Annotated in this window: 14 protein-coding genes; 6 read left to right on the top strand and 8 right to left on the bottom strand. The window is 47.6% G+C overall.

The genetic code is table 11. From position 1 onward, the window contains the following. The first annotated feature begins 8 nt into the window (after window positions 1-8). On the top strand, window positions 9-644 hold the full coding sequence (locus QUB56_RS16090; RefSeq protein ID WP_332956407.1) for a hypothetical protein: 636 nt from the start codon (window positions 9-11) through the stop codon (window positions 642-644). Between the two features lie 103 nt (window positions 645-747). Here the strand turns inward: QUB56_RS16090 and QUB56_RS16085 are convergent, their stop codons facing one another. The 6 genes from QUB56_RS16085 to QUB56_RS16060 all read right to left on the bottom strand — a co-directional run bounded on the left by QUB56_RS16085 (window position 748) and on the right by QUB56_RS16060 (window position 5,802). Continuing rightward, window positions 748-1,521, bottom strand: coding sequence for a BMC domain-containing protein (locus tag QUB56_RS16085; protein ID WP_332956406.1), 774 nt, complete (start codon window positions 1,519-1,521; stop codon window positions 748-750). Window positions 1,522-1,727: 206 nt separating this feature from the next. Next, a complete protein-coding gene (locus QUB56_RS16080; RefSeq protein ID WP_332956405.1) occupies window positions 1,728-2,396 on the bottom strand; it encodes a carbon dioxide concentrating mechanism protein in 669 nt (222 codons plus the stop codon). Between the two features lie 290 nt (window positions 2,397-2,686). Then, entirely contained in the window at window positions 2,687-4,342 is a 1,656-nt protein-coding gene (locus tag QUB56_RS16075; protein WP_332956404.1) for a ribulose bisphosphate carboxylase small subunit, read from the bottom strand. Window positions 4,343-4,453: 111 nt separating this feature from the next. Continuing rightward, window positions 4,454-4,759 (bottom strand): EutN/CcmL family microcompartment protein, encoded by a 306-nt coding sequence (locus QUB56_RS16070; protein ID WP_332956402.1) that lies wholly within the window; start codon window positions 4,757-4,759, stop codon window positions 4,454-4,456. Between the two features lie 293 nt (window positions 4,760-5,052). Next, the gene (locus QUB56_RS16065; RefSeq protein WP_006635058.1) at window positions 5,053-5,394 is read right to left on the bottom strand and encodes a carbon dioxide-concentrating mechanism protein CcmK; all 342 of its coding nucleotides are present in this window, start codon (window positions 5,392-5,394) and stop codon (window positions 5,053-5,055) included. A gap of 96 nt (window positions 5,395-5,490) precedes the next feature. Further along, window positions 5,491-5,802: a carbon dioxide-concentrating mechanism protein CcmK gene (locus QUB56_RS16060; protein WP_006635059.1), complete on the bottom strand. Its 312-nt coding sequence runs from the start codon at window positions 5,800-5,802 to the stop codon at window positions 5,491-5,493. A 1,070-nt stretch (window positions 5,803-6,872) separates the two neighbouring features. Between QUB56_RS16060 and QUB56_RS16055 the strand changes: the two genes are divergently transcribed. Continuing rightward, on the top strand, window positions 6,873-8,747 hold the full coding sequence (locus tag QUB56_RS16055; protein WP_332956400.1) for an NAD(P)H-quinone oxidoreductase subunit F: 1,875 nt from the start codon (window positions 6,873-6,875) through the stop codon (window positions 8,745-8,747). A 95-nt stretch (window positions 8,748-8,842) separates the two neighbouring features. Beyond that, the gene (locus QUB56_RS16050; RefSeq protein WP_332956398.1) at window positions 8,843-9,109 is read left to right on the top strand and encodes a hypothetical protein; all 267 of its coding nucleotides are present in this window, start codon (window positions 8,843-8,845) and stop codon (window positions 9,107-9,109) included. Between the two features lie 144 nt (window positions 9,110-9,253). On the opposite strand, the gene QUB56_RS16045 is transcribed toward QUB56_RS16050, so the two are convergent. Then, window positions 9,254-9,865 carry a Uma2 family endonuclease gene (locus tag QUB56_RS16045; RefSeq protein ID WP_332956396.1) on the bottom strand — a complete coding sequence of 204 codons (612 nt, stop codon included), beginning with the start codon at window positions 9,863-9,865 and terminating at the stop codon, window positions 9,254-9,256. A 128-nt stretch (window positions 9,866-9,993) separates the two neighbouring features. On the opposite strand from QUB56_RS16045, the gene QUB56_RS16040 reads away from it, so the two are divergent. The 3 genes from QUB56_RS16040 to QUB56_RS16030 all read left to right on the top strand — a co-directional run bounded on the left by QUB56_RS16040 (window position 9,994) and on the right by QUB56_RS16030 (window position 13,136). Then, window positions 9,994-11,508 (top strand): NADH-quinone oxidoreductase subunit M, encoded by a 1,515-nt coding sequence (locus tag QUB56_RS16040; protein ID WP_332956395.1) that lies wholly within the window; start codon window positions 9,994-9,996, stop codon window positions 11,506-11,508. Window positions 11,509-11,791: 283 nt separating this feature from the next. Beyond that, window positions 11,792-12,958 (top strand): CO2 hydration protein, encoded by a 1,167-nt coding sequence (locus QUB56_RS16035; protein WP_332956394.1) that lies wholly within the window; start codon window positions 11,792-11,794, stop codon window positions 12,956-12,958. Window positions 12,959-12,983: 25 nt separating this feature from the next. Continuing rightward, the gene (locus tag QUB56_RS16030) at window positions 12,984-13,136 is read left to right on the top strand and encodes a hypothetical protein (RefSeq protein ID WP_332956393.1); all 153 of its coding nucleotides are present in this window, start codon (window positions 12,984-12,986) and stop codon (window positions 13,134-13,136) included. Between the two features lie 170 nt (window positions 13,137-13,306). On the opposite strand, the gene QUB56_RS16025 is transcribed toward QUB56_RS16030, so the two are convergent. Further along, complete coding sequence (locus QUB56_RS16025; RefSeq protein ID WP_332956392.1) at window positions 13,307-14,026, bottom strand: PHP domain-containing protein; 720 nt, start codon at window positions 14,024-14,026, stop codon at window positions 13,307-13,309. Window positions 14,027-14,055: the final 29 nt, after the last annotated feature.

Below are 14,055 nucleotides of genomic sequence, written 5' to 3'. Positions count from 1 at the left end.
AGAGAAAGATGGATGGAACTATAGCCAGTAAATTACTGCGTCTGGCTGGCAGTTTGGCAACGCATCCAGAGTACATTCCCCGCTACCTGCGCGATCGCGCACCAGCACGCAGTTCGCCGCTAGAGATAGAACTTCCCTGGATTTCCTACGCCGCGATCGACTTCCTCGAGGGATACTTGAAATCGGACATGACTGTTTACGAATACGGTTCCGGGGGTTCGACGCTGTTTTTTGCTTCGCGAGTTGCCCGCGTGACTAGCACCGAACACGACCCACTTTGGTACTTGCGCGTCCGGACCAAACTCCAAGCGAACTCTGTGACCAACGTCAACTTACAGTTAGTTGAGTGCGATTTATCACAAACGCCTGACTTCGAGAACTCCCCCTACGTGCAATCTCTTCGAGACACAGAAGCCGACGTGATTTTAATAGACGGACTCGAGAACCAGTCAAAGTATAACCGGCGCCCTATTTGCTTTGCGCTCGCCGAAACTCAAATTAAACAGGGTGGCATCATCATCTTAGATGACTCTTGGCGCTACACCCACCTCCGGCAGAAAAACTCTGCTGTTCGGGTGCAAGTATTTGAAAGCCCAGGCCCGGCTCGCCCAGGGGTAACTTCCACCGACGTTTACTTCTATTAAAAATAGAATTTCACAATCAAAATTCGTGAATACAAAAGATTTCGCTATGTTTTCACAGCAGCTTTGATTGTCCAATTATCAATTACGAATTCCCAATTACCAATTACCGATTGATTTCCTCTTCCACATAAACAGTCAATTTCTCTAAATCTGGAAGTTCGATCAATTCTTTTTCCTTTTCCTTAACCGACACGGGCATCATTACAGGTGTACGCTGCTCGATCCAGCAACTCGCCAGCGGTAAAGTTTGTTCCAAATCTTCCAAAGGCCTCGGAATTACCATCACCGCGTTCAACTCGCCAATTCGCTCAGCTTCGTACATCCCCGCTTCTACGGCTACTGCTACATCTGCAACTGCACCGCGAATAATTGCCGTGCACAAACCGGCGCCAATTTTCTCGTAAGCTGCCAAGTGTACGTCGGCGGATTTGAGCATAGCATCGCAAGCGCCGACCATTGCCGGAAATCCCCTGGTTTCTAGCAAACCGATCGCCTGATTGCTAAGCCGAGAATAATTGCCACTTTCGGAAAGTTCAGTCAGCCGAAAGCCGATCGGCAAAACCACTTCCAAATTAGGCAAAGGTCTAGGAATCACCAACTTAGAAACAAACTCCCCGAACTGTTCGGCTGTTTGAGCTCCAGCTTCCACAGCCAAACGCACATCGGAAATTCTGCCGCGGACGATCGCCGTACAGTGACCGGAACCTATTTTTTCGTATCCTACCAAAATCACCCCTGCCGACTTCAGCATCATGTCAGCAGTCCCGACAATTGCCGGAAAACTCTTGGTCGATACCAAACCCAAAGCAGTGTCTTTAAAGTATTCCTGGCGCTGCGATCGCTCTTGGTGACTGTTACGATCTGTTTGTCCGTCCATCTTCTATTACCTTTAGAAACTTCCCAAAATAAAAATTTGTTGATATTTTTAGTTTCTCAGATGATTCGACAGACTGCACGAGCTACAAGACATTGATTGCTGCTGCAAGGTCTTACAAATTGCTGAGCTACCAATATAATATGAGATTACCTATTTATATTTGATCTTTCTGCCTTCAGCATAGCTGCCTTTTGCTAAAATGACGGCTACCCGGAACCGCCCGATAGATTTTGACCGTTTTCCTCCGAGCGATTAAAAGCTTGCCGGTGCGGAAACAGCGTCCCCAGCAGCCGATTGATGTGAGCTTGGCCGTACAGAATAGTTGGCATCTCCCCTGGTTGGGGTGGCTCTGCGGCGGTGGATTCCGGCGGTTCTGCTGCAGCCTCCGGCGCCGTTTGAGGCGGTGTTTGGGCGGGGGAAGGCGGCTCGATCGGTGGAGCGACTGGTGGCGTAGTGGCTTCGGGGGTTTCTGGTGATGTTGGCGCTGCTGTTGGGGCTGCTGCGGTTGCGGCTGTTTCGACTTGGCGGCTGGTATCTCCGATTAGAGAACCTGCTGGCATAATTTGCATTTGGTCGATACAAGGATCGATCAGTGTCGTCCCGGCGCCTATACAGGCATTTTTCCCGATCGTCCCGGCACCTACCACCAGCACCCCTGCACCCAGAATAGCGCCCGCCCCGATGGACAGAGTACCTTCACGGGCGTGAAGGATAACTCCCATCCCGATACACGCACCGGCGGCGATCGAGATCCGGCTCCCTGGCTCTGCTTGCAGGATTGCTCCCAGGGCGATCGCCGCACCCTCATTCACAACTACATCGCCACTCATCAAAATCTGAGAGTTGCTACTTAATTGTAGTGGCGATAAATACATTCAACTTCACCATGAAAAGAGCTATTTTTTTCGCTTAAATGAATTTAAATTATGGGTTTTCTCGACTGATAAATTTAATCATGTCAATCTAAGAAACGATAATTTACTAATGCACAGAAGTTTGATGCTTTAACGTTTTCTAGAAAGTTTCAGAAGATTCTAGATTTTGACCAACCCTTCTCTATCGAGCTTTTTAACTCTCTCAAATCCAACTTCAATCCGCTGGGGTTTCTCCCGTGGGGCCCGCAAGCGAGGACTTAACGGGAGAAACAAGCTAATTACCTAGCTTCTTAAGGTCGTTGGATAATTTCTTCGAGTACCCGGCGCTTGGCCTTGGAGTCGATGCCCAGCAAGCGGACGTACTCGCCGCTGTGTTCTTTGAGACAGCTTTCGAGAGCTGAAATCACTTCGGATTCGCGGTTGGATGCGATCGGCGCGCAACTGCTCCAAGAACCGGTGCGGAAACGGCGCGCATCGGCGTGTTCCGTGCCAATTTTGTAGCCTTGGGAAAGCAGGTTGCGGATTTGGTCGATCGTCTTGCCGGCCAACATTCCGCTGCTGGGCGCCGAACCACTCGTCGCGGCTTTGTATCCCGATGTTCCTGCAGGCTTAGATGTTGCTGCGGGCTTAGCCGATTGAGCAACCGGGCCGTCGGGACGCTGAATAATTTCTTCAACCACGCGCCGCTTAGCTTTCGGGTCAATCCCGATCAAGCGCACGTACTCGCCCGGGTACTGATTCATCACAGCTTCCAAAGCGGCGATCGCCTCAGATTCGTTTCTGACTTGCAGCGAAGCCCCGCTTTGCCAAGAACTGGTACGGAAGCGGCGGGCGTCGGCGTGTTCCGTCCCCACCTTGTAGCCTTGAGCTAGCAAGCTGCGAACCTGAGCCACTGTTGCCTCACTCAATTTTCCGCTTGACACGGAACCGCTATTGTGGTATGAAGTTTGTGCAACTTTACCGTTAGATTGGTGAGTTTTGGCACCGTTAGAACCGTTAGAGCCGTTGTCTCCCGGTCTTTGGACGATTTCTTCTAGTACGCGGCGCTTGGCTTTGGTGTCAATCCCGATCAAGCGGACGTATTCTCCTTGGTGGTCGGCCATGCAAGCTGACAAAGCCGCGATTACTTCAGACTCGCGGGTTGAGGAAATCGGGCCGCAAGTGCGCCAAGAACCGGTACGGAAGCGGCGCGCGTCGGCGTGTTCGGCTCCCACGCTGTATCCTTGGGCTAGTAAATTGCGGATGCTATCGGCAAGAGTTGAACTCAATTGGGTGCCGGCAGGGGTAGAATATTTGCTTTGAGTCATATTGGAGTTTTTAGTTTGCTCGTTGCGAATTGGTGCTAGACAGGCGATGTTCTCAGCGCAGCGATAACCCGTTCTCAGAGCGTCATTGATGCCGATGACATGGGTCGCAAATTTAACGTCAGAATCTAGAACGTCAGGCAAGCGATCGGCTTGTTGCTGATTAGTGATGATGGCTCCCGAAGGTATGTACTTACCTTCGGGAATCTCCACATCTTGAATTAGTACGTGCATCATGACAATGCAGCCGTTGCCCACTCTGGCATTGAACACCGTAGAGCGAAAGCCGATAAAGCAGTCGTCGCCCACGTAGGCAGGCCCGTGAATTAAACTCATGTGGGTGAGGGAAGTATTTTTCCCCACCCACACAGAATAGGAGTTGCCGTCATCTCCTGTGACTCGGCCTTTTTCTAGGCCGTGAATCACTACTCCGTCTTGAATGTTGCTTCCTTGTCCGATATGAAAAGGAGTGCCTTCATCGGCGCGGATAGATGTCCCGGGGGCAATCATCACATTAGAAGCGATATGCACATCCCCAATAATGTTAGAAAAGGAATGTACGAAGGCGGTATCGTGAATTTTTGGCTCAGCCAAGTTTTTCGACCAAGGCGTCGGGGGAGCCGCAACATTGCGGACTGCCATAAATTAAGTTCTCCTAAGCTGAAAAATCTTTTTGTTAGTTGTTAGTTGTTAGTTGTTAGTTGTTAGTTGTTAGTTATTTTTCCACTAACTGCTAACTGCTAACGGTTGCAACTAGCGGTACGGGTCGTCTTTTTTACTGTAAATGACGCGGTTTTCTACATTGACAGTATCTATAATGCCTACTACCAGAGCATCGATCGGACGGTTTTCGCTCCCGGGCGCGATCCGGGCTGCGCTGCCTCGGGTCACTAAAACCCATTCATCGATACCAGCGCCCACACAGTCAGCCGCTACCTCATATCCGGGAACCGGGGAACCTTCCTCATCGATGAATTGCAGCAGTAGAAATTTCGATCCTCTCAGCGTGGGTTCTTTTTGGGTACTGACAACTGTGCCGAGAACTTTGGCCATTTGCATTTTAGGTAATAGGTAATAGGTAATTGGTAATTGTCATTTTTACACTGTCACTTGTCTTTTTTTTTATTAGCTTTGCTCAGTCCGCTGTCCGTCGTTTAGAGTTATTCGTCTAGTAACTAATGACTGATGACTAATGACTCCTGACTAATGACTCCTGACTAATGACTCCTGACTAATAACCAATATCCCATGCCCACCTCAATTAAAAATTAAAAATGCTAAATCAAAAACATCGCGATTTTTAATTTTTAATTTTTTAATGACCTAATGCCCCATTGCATTTCTGACCTATCTTACGATCTGTTGAGAGGGCGAATACCGCTGACGCCTTCGCGGAACTGTTCTACAGCTTCGGTGTAGCGAATCGGCAGCACGTACTCCAAGTTTTCGTGAGGGCGGGCGATAATGTGGGTGGACATCACTTGTCCGCCGTTAACGCGCTTCACTGACTCTACTCCAGCGGCGACTGAGGCTTGGACTTCGGAGACATCTCCTCTGACAATGACTGTAACGCGAGCGCTACCGATTTTTTCGTAGCCTACCAAGGTGACGCGGGCTGCTTTGACCATCGCGTCAGCAGCTTCTACAACTGCGGGGAAGCCTAAGGTTTCGATCATGCCAACTGCAATTGCCATTGGTTTTACTCCTGATTGATTATTTGGGGAACTAAACAGTTAATTTTTGACGAGCGCACTAATTTTCGTCAAACCAAATTTCTGTGCGCTAAGAACTTAGTAGCCTCGGAACTGTTCTACTGCTTCTGTATATCGAATCGGCAGAACGTATTCTAGGTTTTCGTGGGGGCGAGCGATGATGTGGGTAGATACGACTTCTCCGCCGTTCACCCGCTTGACGGATTCCACGCCGGCTGCCACTGAGGCCTGGACTTCCGACACGTTGCCGCGCACAATTACTGTGACGCGGGCGCTGCCGATTTTTTCGTAGCCCACTAGGGTAACACGGGCAGCTTTGACCATAGCGTCGGCAGCTTCCACAACAGCGGGAAAACCTTTCGTCTCAATCATTCCCACGGCAATTGACATTTTTGAATCTCCTTTGAGGATTAGTGAAATTACCGTTACAAATCTTTGAGAAATCTAAAAATTTGGACGGGGAGGCCCACATTATTTAGTAATGCAGTGTAAAGCTTCCTATCCTTTAAGAATAGGGGAAGCTGTCCACCTTGACAATATAAACTAACATCATAATGTTTAATAACAAAAATTAAAATTTTTTATGTTACTTAAAATAATTTAATATTTATTTAATAAACTTAATATTGAGAGAAGTAGATGCCGGGGGCGATCGGGGATTAGAGTAAGTAACAATACTTATAAAGTAGAGTTCGGTATGTGAAGCAGGGGGCGATCGGTGCCGGGAAACTTGGGGATTACCAAAAGGGGGATCGCGGGAAAATTGGCGAAAAAGGCAGTCTTGGCTGATGAGCCGGTATTTTTTTCTGTGAGTGCCGAGCCTGCTGAATCTGTAAAATTCTATTGAGAGAATTCTCAGTTTTGATGCTTTAATGTATAGTGAATCAGGAGTGCAAATTATTTTGCCGGAACTATACGATCGGGTTTAGTCAAAGTTTTTGGGTATCGGGCGATCGCCCGCGACTGTTTTTTGTATAAAGGCAGGCGGTAATTTCAAGTTTAAGGGATAGATTAAGTCAACAACCCAGGTCTAAAGACACGCTCGCTTCGGGCCTTTGACTTAAACCCGAGTTGACCAGAGGTGTACCTGCGTACTACGTTAACAATAAGAGTTAAAGACCTACCAAGGGATGCTCAGCTAGTTCCTTGAATTGCGAAATTTAGGACGAAACAAACTTATTGGGTTAAATCAGTGTCCTAGATCGAGTACCGGCCATTAACTTTGTCGAGACTAACATAACCCGTCTCAATTAGGCTCATAAAGGAGCAAACATTATCCGATCGCGGGTTGCGACCTTTGAGATAGTAATTGTCAAGAGTGAAAATACATCACATTCATTACACCGAATTTAGCAATCCTTGGCGCGGTAATGGCAAGATTCACGGCGGTTGAAACCGCTCGCGTCGTTTCCCTGTCAGCCCTCTTTGTGACACTCGTTTCCCACTTACCGAGTATTTTTATGACTCAATTTCTCCTCCAAGCCTGTTGGTGGGTACCTTTATATAGCTTAATAGGCGCAATTTTAACTTTGCCGTGGTCTACGGGAACAGTTCGCAGAACAGGACCCAGACCGGCGGCTTACTTCAATTTGTTGATGAGTGTGTTGGGTTTCATACACGGGTCAGTTATTTTTACAGCGACTTGGGATCAACCGCCCCAACAGTTGCTCGTCCACTGGGTGCAAGCAGCAGATTTAGATTTGTCTTTTGCAATAGAAATCTCCACGGTCAGCGTCGGAGCAATGGAGTTAGTTACACTTCTGAGTTTGCTAGCACAAATTTACGCTCTTGGCTACATGGAAAAAGACTGGGCCCTAGCTCGATTTTTTGGGCTGCTCGGTTTTTTTGAAGCGGCAATTAGCGGCATTGCCATTAGCGACTCGCTGCTTCTAACTTACGCTTTGTTGGAAATGCTGACGCTTTCAACTTACTTGCTAGTCGGGTTTTGGTACGCTCAACCGCTGGTAGTAACAGCCGCTCGCGATGCGTTTTTAACAAAGCGTGTAGGAGATGTGCCGCTGCTGATGGGAGTAGTGACGCTTTCAACTTTAGCGGGAAGTTTGAATTTTTCCGATTTGGAAAAATGGGCGGAAACAGCAACTTTGTCTCCGGTAGTGGCGACTCTTTTAGGTTTGGCTTTAATTGCCGCACCTACAGCTAAGTGCGCTCAATTTCCGTTCCATTTGTGGCTCGACGAGGCGATGGAAGGACCCAACCCGGCTTCGATTATGCGGAATACGGTAGTTGTGGGCGGGGGGGCTTATGTTTTGATTAAACTTCAGCCTGTTTTAGCGCTGTCGCCCGTGACTGATGCGGTGCTGGTGGTTTTGGGTGCGGTGACTGCTGTTGGCGCTTCCTTGGTGGCGATCGCCCAAATCGACATCAAAAGAGCATTATCGCATTCTACCAGCGCTTCTTTGGGTTTGGTGTTTATCGCGGTGGGGCAAAATCACGTTGACATTGCTTTGCTGTTGCTGTTCGTGCACTCGATCGCCAAGGGCCTATTATTCATGAGCATAGGGTCAGTTATTACCACAACTAACACTCAAGATTTAACTGAAATGGGTGGCTTGTGGTCGAAGATGCCTGCCACGACTACGGCTTATTTAGTAGGCGCTGCGGGGATGGTAGCCCTGTTGCCTATGGGCAATTTTTGGACGATGCGGCGCTGGCTCAACGGTTTTTGGACTGTGCCTTTGTGGCTGGTAATTGTGTTGCTTTTGGTTAATGGTTTGACGGCGCTAAATTTAACTCGCATATTCGGTTTAGTGTTTGTCGGAAAACCGCAGCCGAAAACTCGCAGAGCTCCAGAAGTCGGTTGGCCGATGGCTTTGCCGATGGTAATTTTGACCGTGATGGGGCTGTTGGTGCCTTGGATGTTGCAGGAGTGGCAATTGTTAATTAGTTGGACTGGCCCTTGGGCGCAAACGGGTGATTTTGATACTTTAAATTTGCTGTTGAAGACTCTGGATATTCCGCTGTTAATGTTCTCTGGGTTGATTGGCGTTGCGGTTGGGGTGGCGATTTATTGGTACGGGGTGTTACCTCGACCGGTACGGCTGCCGATTCCGGCGGTACAGGATTTGTTAGCTTACGATTTTTATATCGATCGAATTTACCGCCTGACTGTGGTTTGGGCTGTGGCTTATATTTCTAAAATCAGCGCCTGGACTGACAAGTATCTGGTGGACGGGGCGGTGAATTTGTTTGGTTTTGCCACAATTTTCAGCGGCGAAGGGTTGAAGTACAGCGGCACTGGTCAGTCGCAGTTTTATGTGTTGACTATTACGATGGGGGTTGCTGTGTTGCTGGCTTTGATTATTTGGCAGTTTTAAACGGCAGAGGTTGGCAGATGAATTTTTTGGGGTTTGTCTGCTTTTTGTCTGATGTTATTTATTTTTAAACCGCAGATGAGGGCGGATGTACGCAGATGAACGCAGATGTTTTTATTCTGGGTTTGTCTGTTTTTTTATGTCATTTTACTCAAAGTCGATGGGCCACAATTCGGTCACCGCAATTTCCCAACCGGGTAAAAGTTCGGGAAGTGAAATTAGGTCGCCGTCTCTTAATACCACTGGCTGGGCTTTCTGAGTGTAAAGGGTTGAAGTACAGCGGCACTGGTCAGTCGCAGTTTTATGTGTTGACTATTACGACGGGGGTTGCTGTGTTGCTGGCTTTGATTATTTGGCAGTTTTAAACGGCAGAGGTTGGCAGATGATTTTTTTGGGGTTTGTCTGCTTTTTGTCTGAGGTTATTTATTTTTAAACCGCAGATGAGGGCGGATGTACGCAGATGAACGCAGATGTTTTTATTCTGGGTTTGTCTGCTTTTTTATGTCATTTTACTCAAAGTCGATGGGCCACAATTCGGTCACCGCAATTTCCCAACCGGGTAAAAGTTCGGGAAGTGAAATTAGGTCGCCGTCTCTTAATACAACTGGCTCGGCTTTCGGTGTGTAAATTGTTACTGTGCGCTTGTCTGGGTCGATTAATATTCCTACTTTTGCTCCGAGTTCGATAAATGATTGAATTTTTTCTCGCAGGGGTTTGAGGCGATCGGACTGAGATTTGATTTCTACAACTAAGTCGGGAACGAGTTCGGCAAAATACCTTTTACTTTGTTTGAGGCGCGAGGCTGTCACAAAGGAAACATCGGGTGCTGTAACATTTGAATTGGGGAGAATAAACCCGCCGCTGGACTCAAATACTCGTCCGAGTTTGCGGGGTTTGACCCAGTTACGCAAAAGACTGACTAACTCTGCTCCTATTTCGCTCGATACAATGTCTGATGGGCCCCTAATGATAATCTTCCCGTCTACGAGTTCTAATTGGTAGTCTAGATGGGCTTCGCAGAGTATACCTTGCAGTTGTTCCAAGTCGGCAACTGTGAGGCGGGTGGAAGGAGAACCGGATTTAATTTGCAAATCTTCTCGCTCTGTAAGACTTGTGGTCATAGGAGGTTTCCAGAGATATTTGAATTTATGTTAACAAGAAAGTCAGCCGGACGCTTTTTTATGCGGTTGCTTTGCGTTAATGTTAAATATAGTTCTAAAAACTCTGTAACAAAGGAAAGTTTTAATTGATGCTCAGTGCTTTAATCTGGATACCAATATTGGCGGCTGCCCTAATTGGGTTCTGGCCCGGTGCGATCGGTCCTAAAATAGTGCGGAATGTCGCGATCGCCATTGCGGGCATAACTTTTATTCTCTCGGTGATTTTGGCAGCTCAGTTTGATGCTAGTACGAGTCAGTTGCAGTTTTCGCAATTTGTTCCTTGGATAGATGCTTTGGGATTGAATTACAATCTCGGCGTTGATGGTTTGTCTCTGCCTTTGGTAATTTTAAATACTCTGCTGACAGGGGTAGCTATTTACGCTACGGATGAGTCGATCCGCAGACCTCGACTTTATTATTCTTTGATGCTGTTAATTACGGGCGGCGTAACGGGGGCTTTTTTATCTCAAAATTTGCTGCTGTTTTTCCTGTTTTTTGAGGTAGAATTGATTCCGCTTTACCTGTTAATTGCGATTTGGGGAGGGGAGCGCCGGGGTTATGCTGCTACTAAGTTTTTAATCTATACTGCTTTTTCGGGGATTGTGCTGCTGGCTTCTTTCTTGGGGGTGGTTTGGCTCAGCGGTGCTTCTAGTTTCGATATGGTTGGTGCAGCGGGCGCCTCGCATTTGCAAGGAGGATTGCCTTTGCCTTTGGTAAGGCAAATTGTTTTGCTTGCCGGGGTGTTGCTGGCTTTTGGCATTAAGATTCCTTTGGTGCCTTTTCATACTTGGTTGCCGGATGCTCACGTAGAAGCTTCGACGCCGGTTTCGGTGCTGCTGGCTGGGGTGCTTTTGAAGCTGGGAACTTATGGGATGCTGCGCTTTGGTTTGGGTTTGTTTCCAGATGCGTGGGCGGTGGCGGCGCCTTGGTTGGCGAGTTGGGCTGTGGTGAGTGTGCTTTACGGGGCCAGTTGCGCGATCGCCCAAAAAGATATGAAAAAAATTGTAGCTTACAGTTCGATCGCTCACATGGGCTACATTCTGTTAGCTAGCTCCGCAGCTACTCCGATTAGTATGCTGGGAACGGTTTTACAAATGGTTAGCCACGGTTTAATTTCGGCGCTGCTATTTTTGAGTGTCGGCGTTGTTTACAAAAAATCGGGCACCCGCAACATCGATGTGCTTAAAGGTTTGTTCAATCCCGATCGCGGTTTGCCGATGATTGGCAGTTTATTGATCCTCGGCGTGATGGCAAGTGCCGGCATTCCGGGTTTGGCTGGATTTATTGCTGAATTTTTGATGTTTCGGGGCAGTTTGCCAGTGTTTCCCCTGCAAACTTTCCTGTGCATGATCGGCACTGGTTTAACTTCGGTTTACTTTTTACTTATGGTCAACCGCGCCTTTTTCGGCCGCCTTTCGGATTTGGTGGAAAATTTGCCGCAAGTCCGCTGGCGCGATCGCATCCCTTCGCTGATTTTAGCAATAATTATCACCATCATGGGGGTGCAGCCGGGTGTTTTAGTTGCTTTGAGCGAGAAAACTGCGATCGGATTGGTAGCTAATGTACCCCCGCAAGTTAAAGTGATTGCTCAAAACTTAGACTGATAGGATCTCTGGTCGAGCGACAGCAATCTAATTCGTTTGTAGTGAGGAATACAAGTCATCCTAAACTTCTGAGGATGGTCGTACTCACTACAAACAAGCGTACTCCGCAGCAACCGCAAAAAACCTGCTTTCTTCGATATAGATTGCGTCTAGTAGGGTATGTATTTTTACATCAAAATAAAGTAAATATTTGTGTGTTTAGGTAGCCTGTATTGCCAAAAATGATCTAATATCAGAGCTATCAACAGTAAAAAAATAGTTATTAAATTCAGGCTGAATCTCGATGAAAAGCACAGTATTAAAACCGTCTGCCCATCCCCTAGCCGCATACATTGACATCTTGGAATCAGGCAAAGCTTTGCTTCCCGAATCGGCGGAAAATGTACTAGAAGTTGTCGGAGTTCTCAAAAGTTACGGTGTGGTTCTCGATGCCTACTCCCGCAATCTCAACTACATCGCTGAAGAACAGTTTTTAGTGCTTTTTCCGTTTTTTAAATATTTCAATGGAGAGGTGACGCTGCCGAAATTAATTCGCTATTTGTGGCACGACCGCATTAATTTTGAGTATGCTGAGTATTGCATGAGAACAATGCTTTGGCACGGCGGCGGCGGTTTGGACACTTATGTGGATTCCCCAGAATTTAGCAGTTTGGCCGAAAAGGCGATCGCGGCTAAACTGAAAGGCAATTTTTTCATGCAGGGACTCCACAAAACATTTCCTGATTTTTTGCCGGAACAAGTGCGGATGCTGGCTTACTACACGGGCCTCGGTCAGTTTTGGCGGGTAATGAGCGATTTGTTCATCGACTTGTCTGATTCCTACGACGCCGGGAAAATTAAGTCGATCGCTGACGTAGTTAATTTTGTCAAAGCAGGTTTGGTTAGCGCCGCCAGTCTGCCAATTACCTACAGTGTAAAGATTCACGGTCAAGTCTACGATATCATTCCGGCGGCGGCGAACTTGACATTTTTACCAGATGTAGCAGTGCCTTATGTAGAGGCAGTTTTCTTTCGGGGCACTGCGTTTTTTGGCACAGTTTCCTACAACGCGCAAGCCCATCAAATCCCCGAAAAACAGGGAGAATTTGCCTACGGGGCTTTGTTTGCAGACCCTTTGCCGATCGGAGGTGCAGGGATTCCGCCAACTCAATTGATGCAAGATATGCGGCATTTTCTGCCGGATTATTTGCACGAAGTTTATCGCACTAGCTGTCGGGGTGAAGACGACCTGCGGGTGCAAATTTGCCAGAGTTTTCAGAAGTCGATGTTTTGCGTGACGACGGCGGCTATTTTGGGTTTAGCACCTCATCCCATGAATACCTCCGATCCAGAGGAAAAGAAGGCTAATCGCGCTTATTTGGAAGGTTGGATGGATCGATTTGGGAATTCTCGCTTGGAGTGGGCAAATCAGCCAACTAACAGGGCCTGTCAGTTGTTCCCCGAACGGTAGAATGGCGACTGGTTTTTAGAAAGAAATGTCTCTAGGAGTTGCCAAAATATTACCGGCTTGGGCGATTGCTTTCTTTTCGAGGGCGAAAGCTCATGCTGGCGATCGCAATGAGAGCAAGTCCAGTAAAATAGCCGTTATCAGGCAAGTAGTGAGGACTGAACTCCTCGGATTTTTATGAGGACTTCAGTCCTGACTGCGAACCACTTTTATAGTGGTCGTTTTAGCGGACATAATATGACATGGTGAACTGCTTGTTTTCCGGTCATTGCGATTGCTTTCATAACAGAGGGATCCGAATCGGCTTAGGCTAGCAATCACAGGATAAAGCACTTGTTATTTCCCAACTATTTAGATTCTGACTAGAATACTCAGCCCGTGAGAGTCGGTTCCGCAAGTTCCAAGCAAACCATAAGTTTCTGCTAAATCTTTGACTAAAGCACTTCGTTTGGGACTCGGTTTCCAAGGATTGGGATTACCGTAAGCATAGTAAGTTTCTACACCGTCAATGCCGAAACGGGCTGCTTCTGGGATTAGTTGCTCTGCGGTCGATCGATACCGGCAAGGATGTGCTAGAACTGCTAAACCTCCTGCTTCATGAATAGCTTCAATTACCCGGGCTGCTGGATAATAAGCGGTGCCTTCAGTACCTTTACCTCCTAAGTATGGTTGGACACTCGGATGTTGCGGGGAGAAGGCGTAAGCGAGAATGTGTACCTCATTGTTGAGCAATTCGGCATTAATTTCAGCGCCTGTCCACAGACTAGGTGCTTCGCTATTTTTTTCGGGATGGTTTAATTTCCAATTATCCAGCCAAAGTTGAGCTTTAACGTAGCCTTGGGTGCTGTGGTGGTCGGTGATAGCTAAGCCTTTGAGGCCGCGGGCTATGGCTTGTTCCATCAATGCCTCTGGCTGCAATCGCCCGTCCGAGTAGACTGTGTGCAGATGGAAGTTATAGGAACCCGGACAGCTATCGGCATCAATTGTCTGGAAGACTTGTTTGAGGGCTGATATATTCTGGGCTTCTGGTTTGAGGCTAGAACTTTTTGGGGAATCGAGATTGATAGGCATAGGGATTCTTATAAAAAAAAACTAGCTTT

The sequence above is a fragment of the Microcoleus sp. AR_TQ3_B6 genome, from assembly GCF_036702785.1.
In the GTDB taxonomy this organism is placed as follows: Bacteria; Cyanobacteriota; Cyanobacteriia; order Cyanobacteriales; family Microcoleaceae; genus Microcoleus.
The sequence above is the reverse complement of the archived record's forward strand: the minus strand, read 5'-3'. Positions and strand labels throughout refer to the sequence as shown.

Bases quoted from the DNA above. Each gene is read 5' to 3' on its own strand.
- QUB56_RS16090 (WP_332956407.1), top strand. From the start codon at position 9: ATGGATGGAACTATAGCCAGTAAATTACTGCGTCTGGCTGGCAGTTTG.
- QUB56_RS16085 (WP_332956406.1), bottom strand. From the start codon at position 1,521: ATGGACGGACAAACAGATCGTAACAGTCACCAAGAGCGATCGCAGCGC.
- QUB56_RS16080 (WP_332956405.1), bottom strand. From the start codon at position 2,396: ATGTATTTATCGCCACTACAATTAAGTAGCAACTCTCAGATTTTGATG.
- QUB56_RS16075 (WP_332956404.1), bottom strand. From the start codon at position 4,342: ATGGCAGTCCGCAATGTTGCGGCTCCCCCGACGCCTTGGTCGAAAAAC.
- QUB56_RS16070 (WP_332956402.1), bottom strand. From the start codon at position 4,759: ATGCAAATGGCCAAAGTTCTCGGCACAGTTGTCAGTACCCAAAAAGAA.
- QUB56_RS16065 (WP_006635058.1), bottom strand. From the start codon at position 5,394: ATGGCAATTGCAGTTGGCATGATCGAAACCTTAGGCTTCCCCGCAGTT.
- QUB56_RS16060 (WP_006635059.1), bottom strand. From the start codon at position 5,802: ATGTCAATTGCCGTGGGAATGATTGAGACGAAAGGTTTTCCCGCTGTT.
- QUB56_RS16055 (WP_332956400.1), top strand. From the start codon at position 6,873: ATGACTCAATTTCTCCTCCAAGCCTGTTGGTGGGTACCTTTATATAGC.
- QUB56_RS16050 (WP_332956398.1), top strand. From the start codon at position 8,843: ATGAACGCAGATGTTTTTATTCTGGGTTTGTCTGTTTTTTTATGTCAT.
- QUB56_RS16045 (WP_332956396.1), bottom strand. From the start codon at position 9,865: ATGACCACAAGTCTTACAGAGCGAGAAGATTTGCAAATTAAATCCGGT.
- QUB56_RS16040 (WP_332956395.1), top strand. From the start codon at position 9,994: ATGCTCAGTGCTTTAATCTGGATACCAATATTGGCGGCTGCCCTAATT.
- QUB56_RS16035 (WP_332956394.1), top strand. From the start codon at position 11,792: ATGAAAAGCACAGTATTAAAACCGTCTGCCCATCCCCTAGCCGCATAC.
- QUB56_RS16030 (WP_332956393.1), top strand. From the start codon at position 12,984: ATGTCTCTAGGAGTTGCCAAAATATTACCGGCTTGGGCGATTGCTTTC.
- QUB56_RS16025 (WP_332956392.1), bottom strand. From the start codon at position 14,026: ATGCCTATCAATCTCGATTCCCCAAAAAGTTCTAGCCTCAAACCAGAA.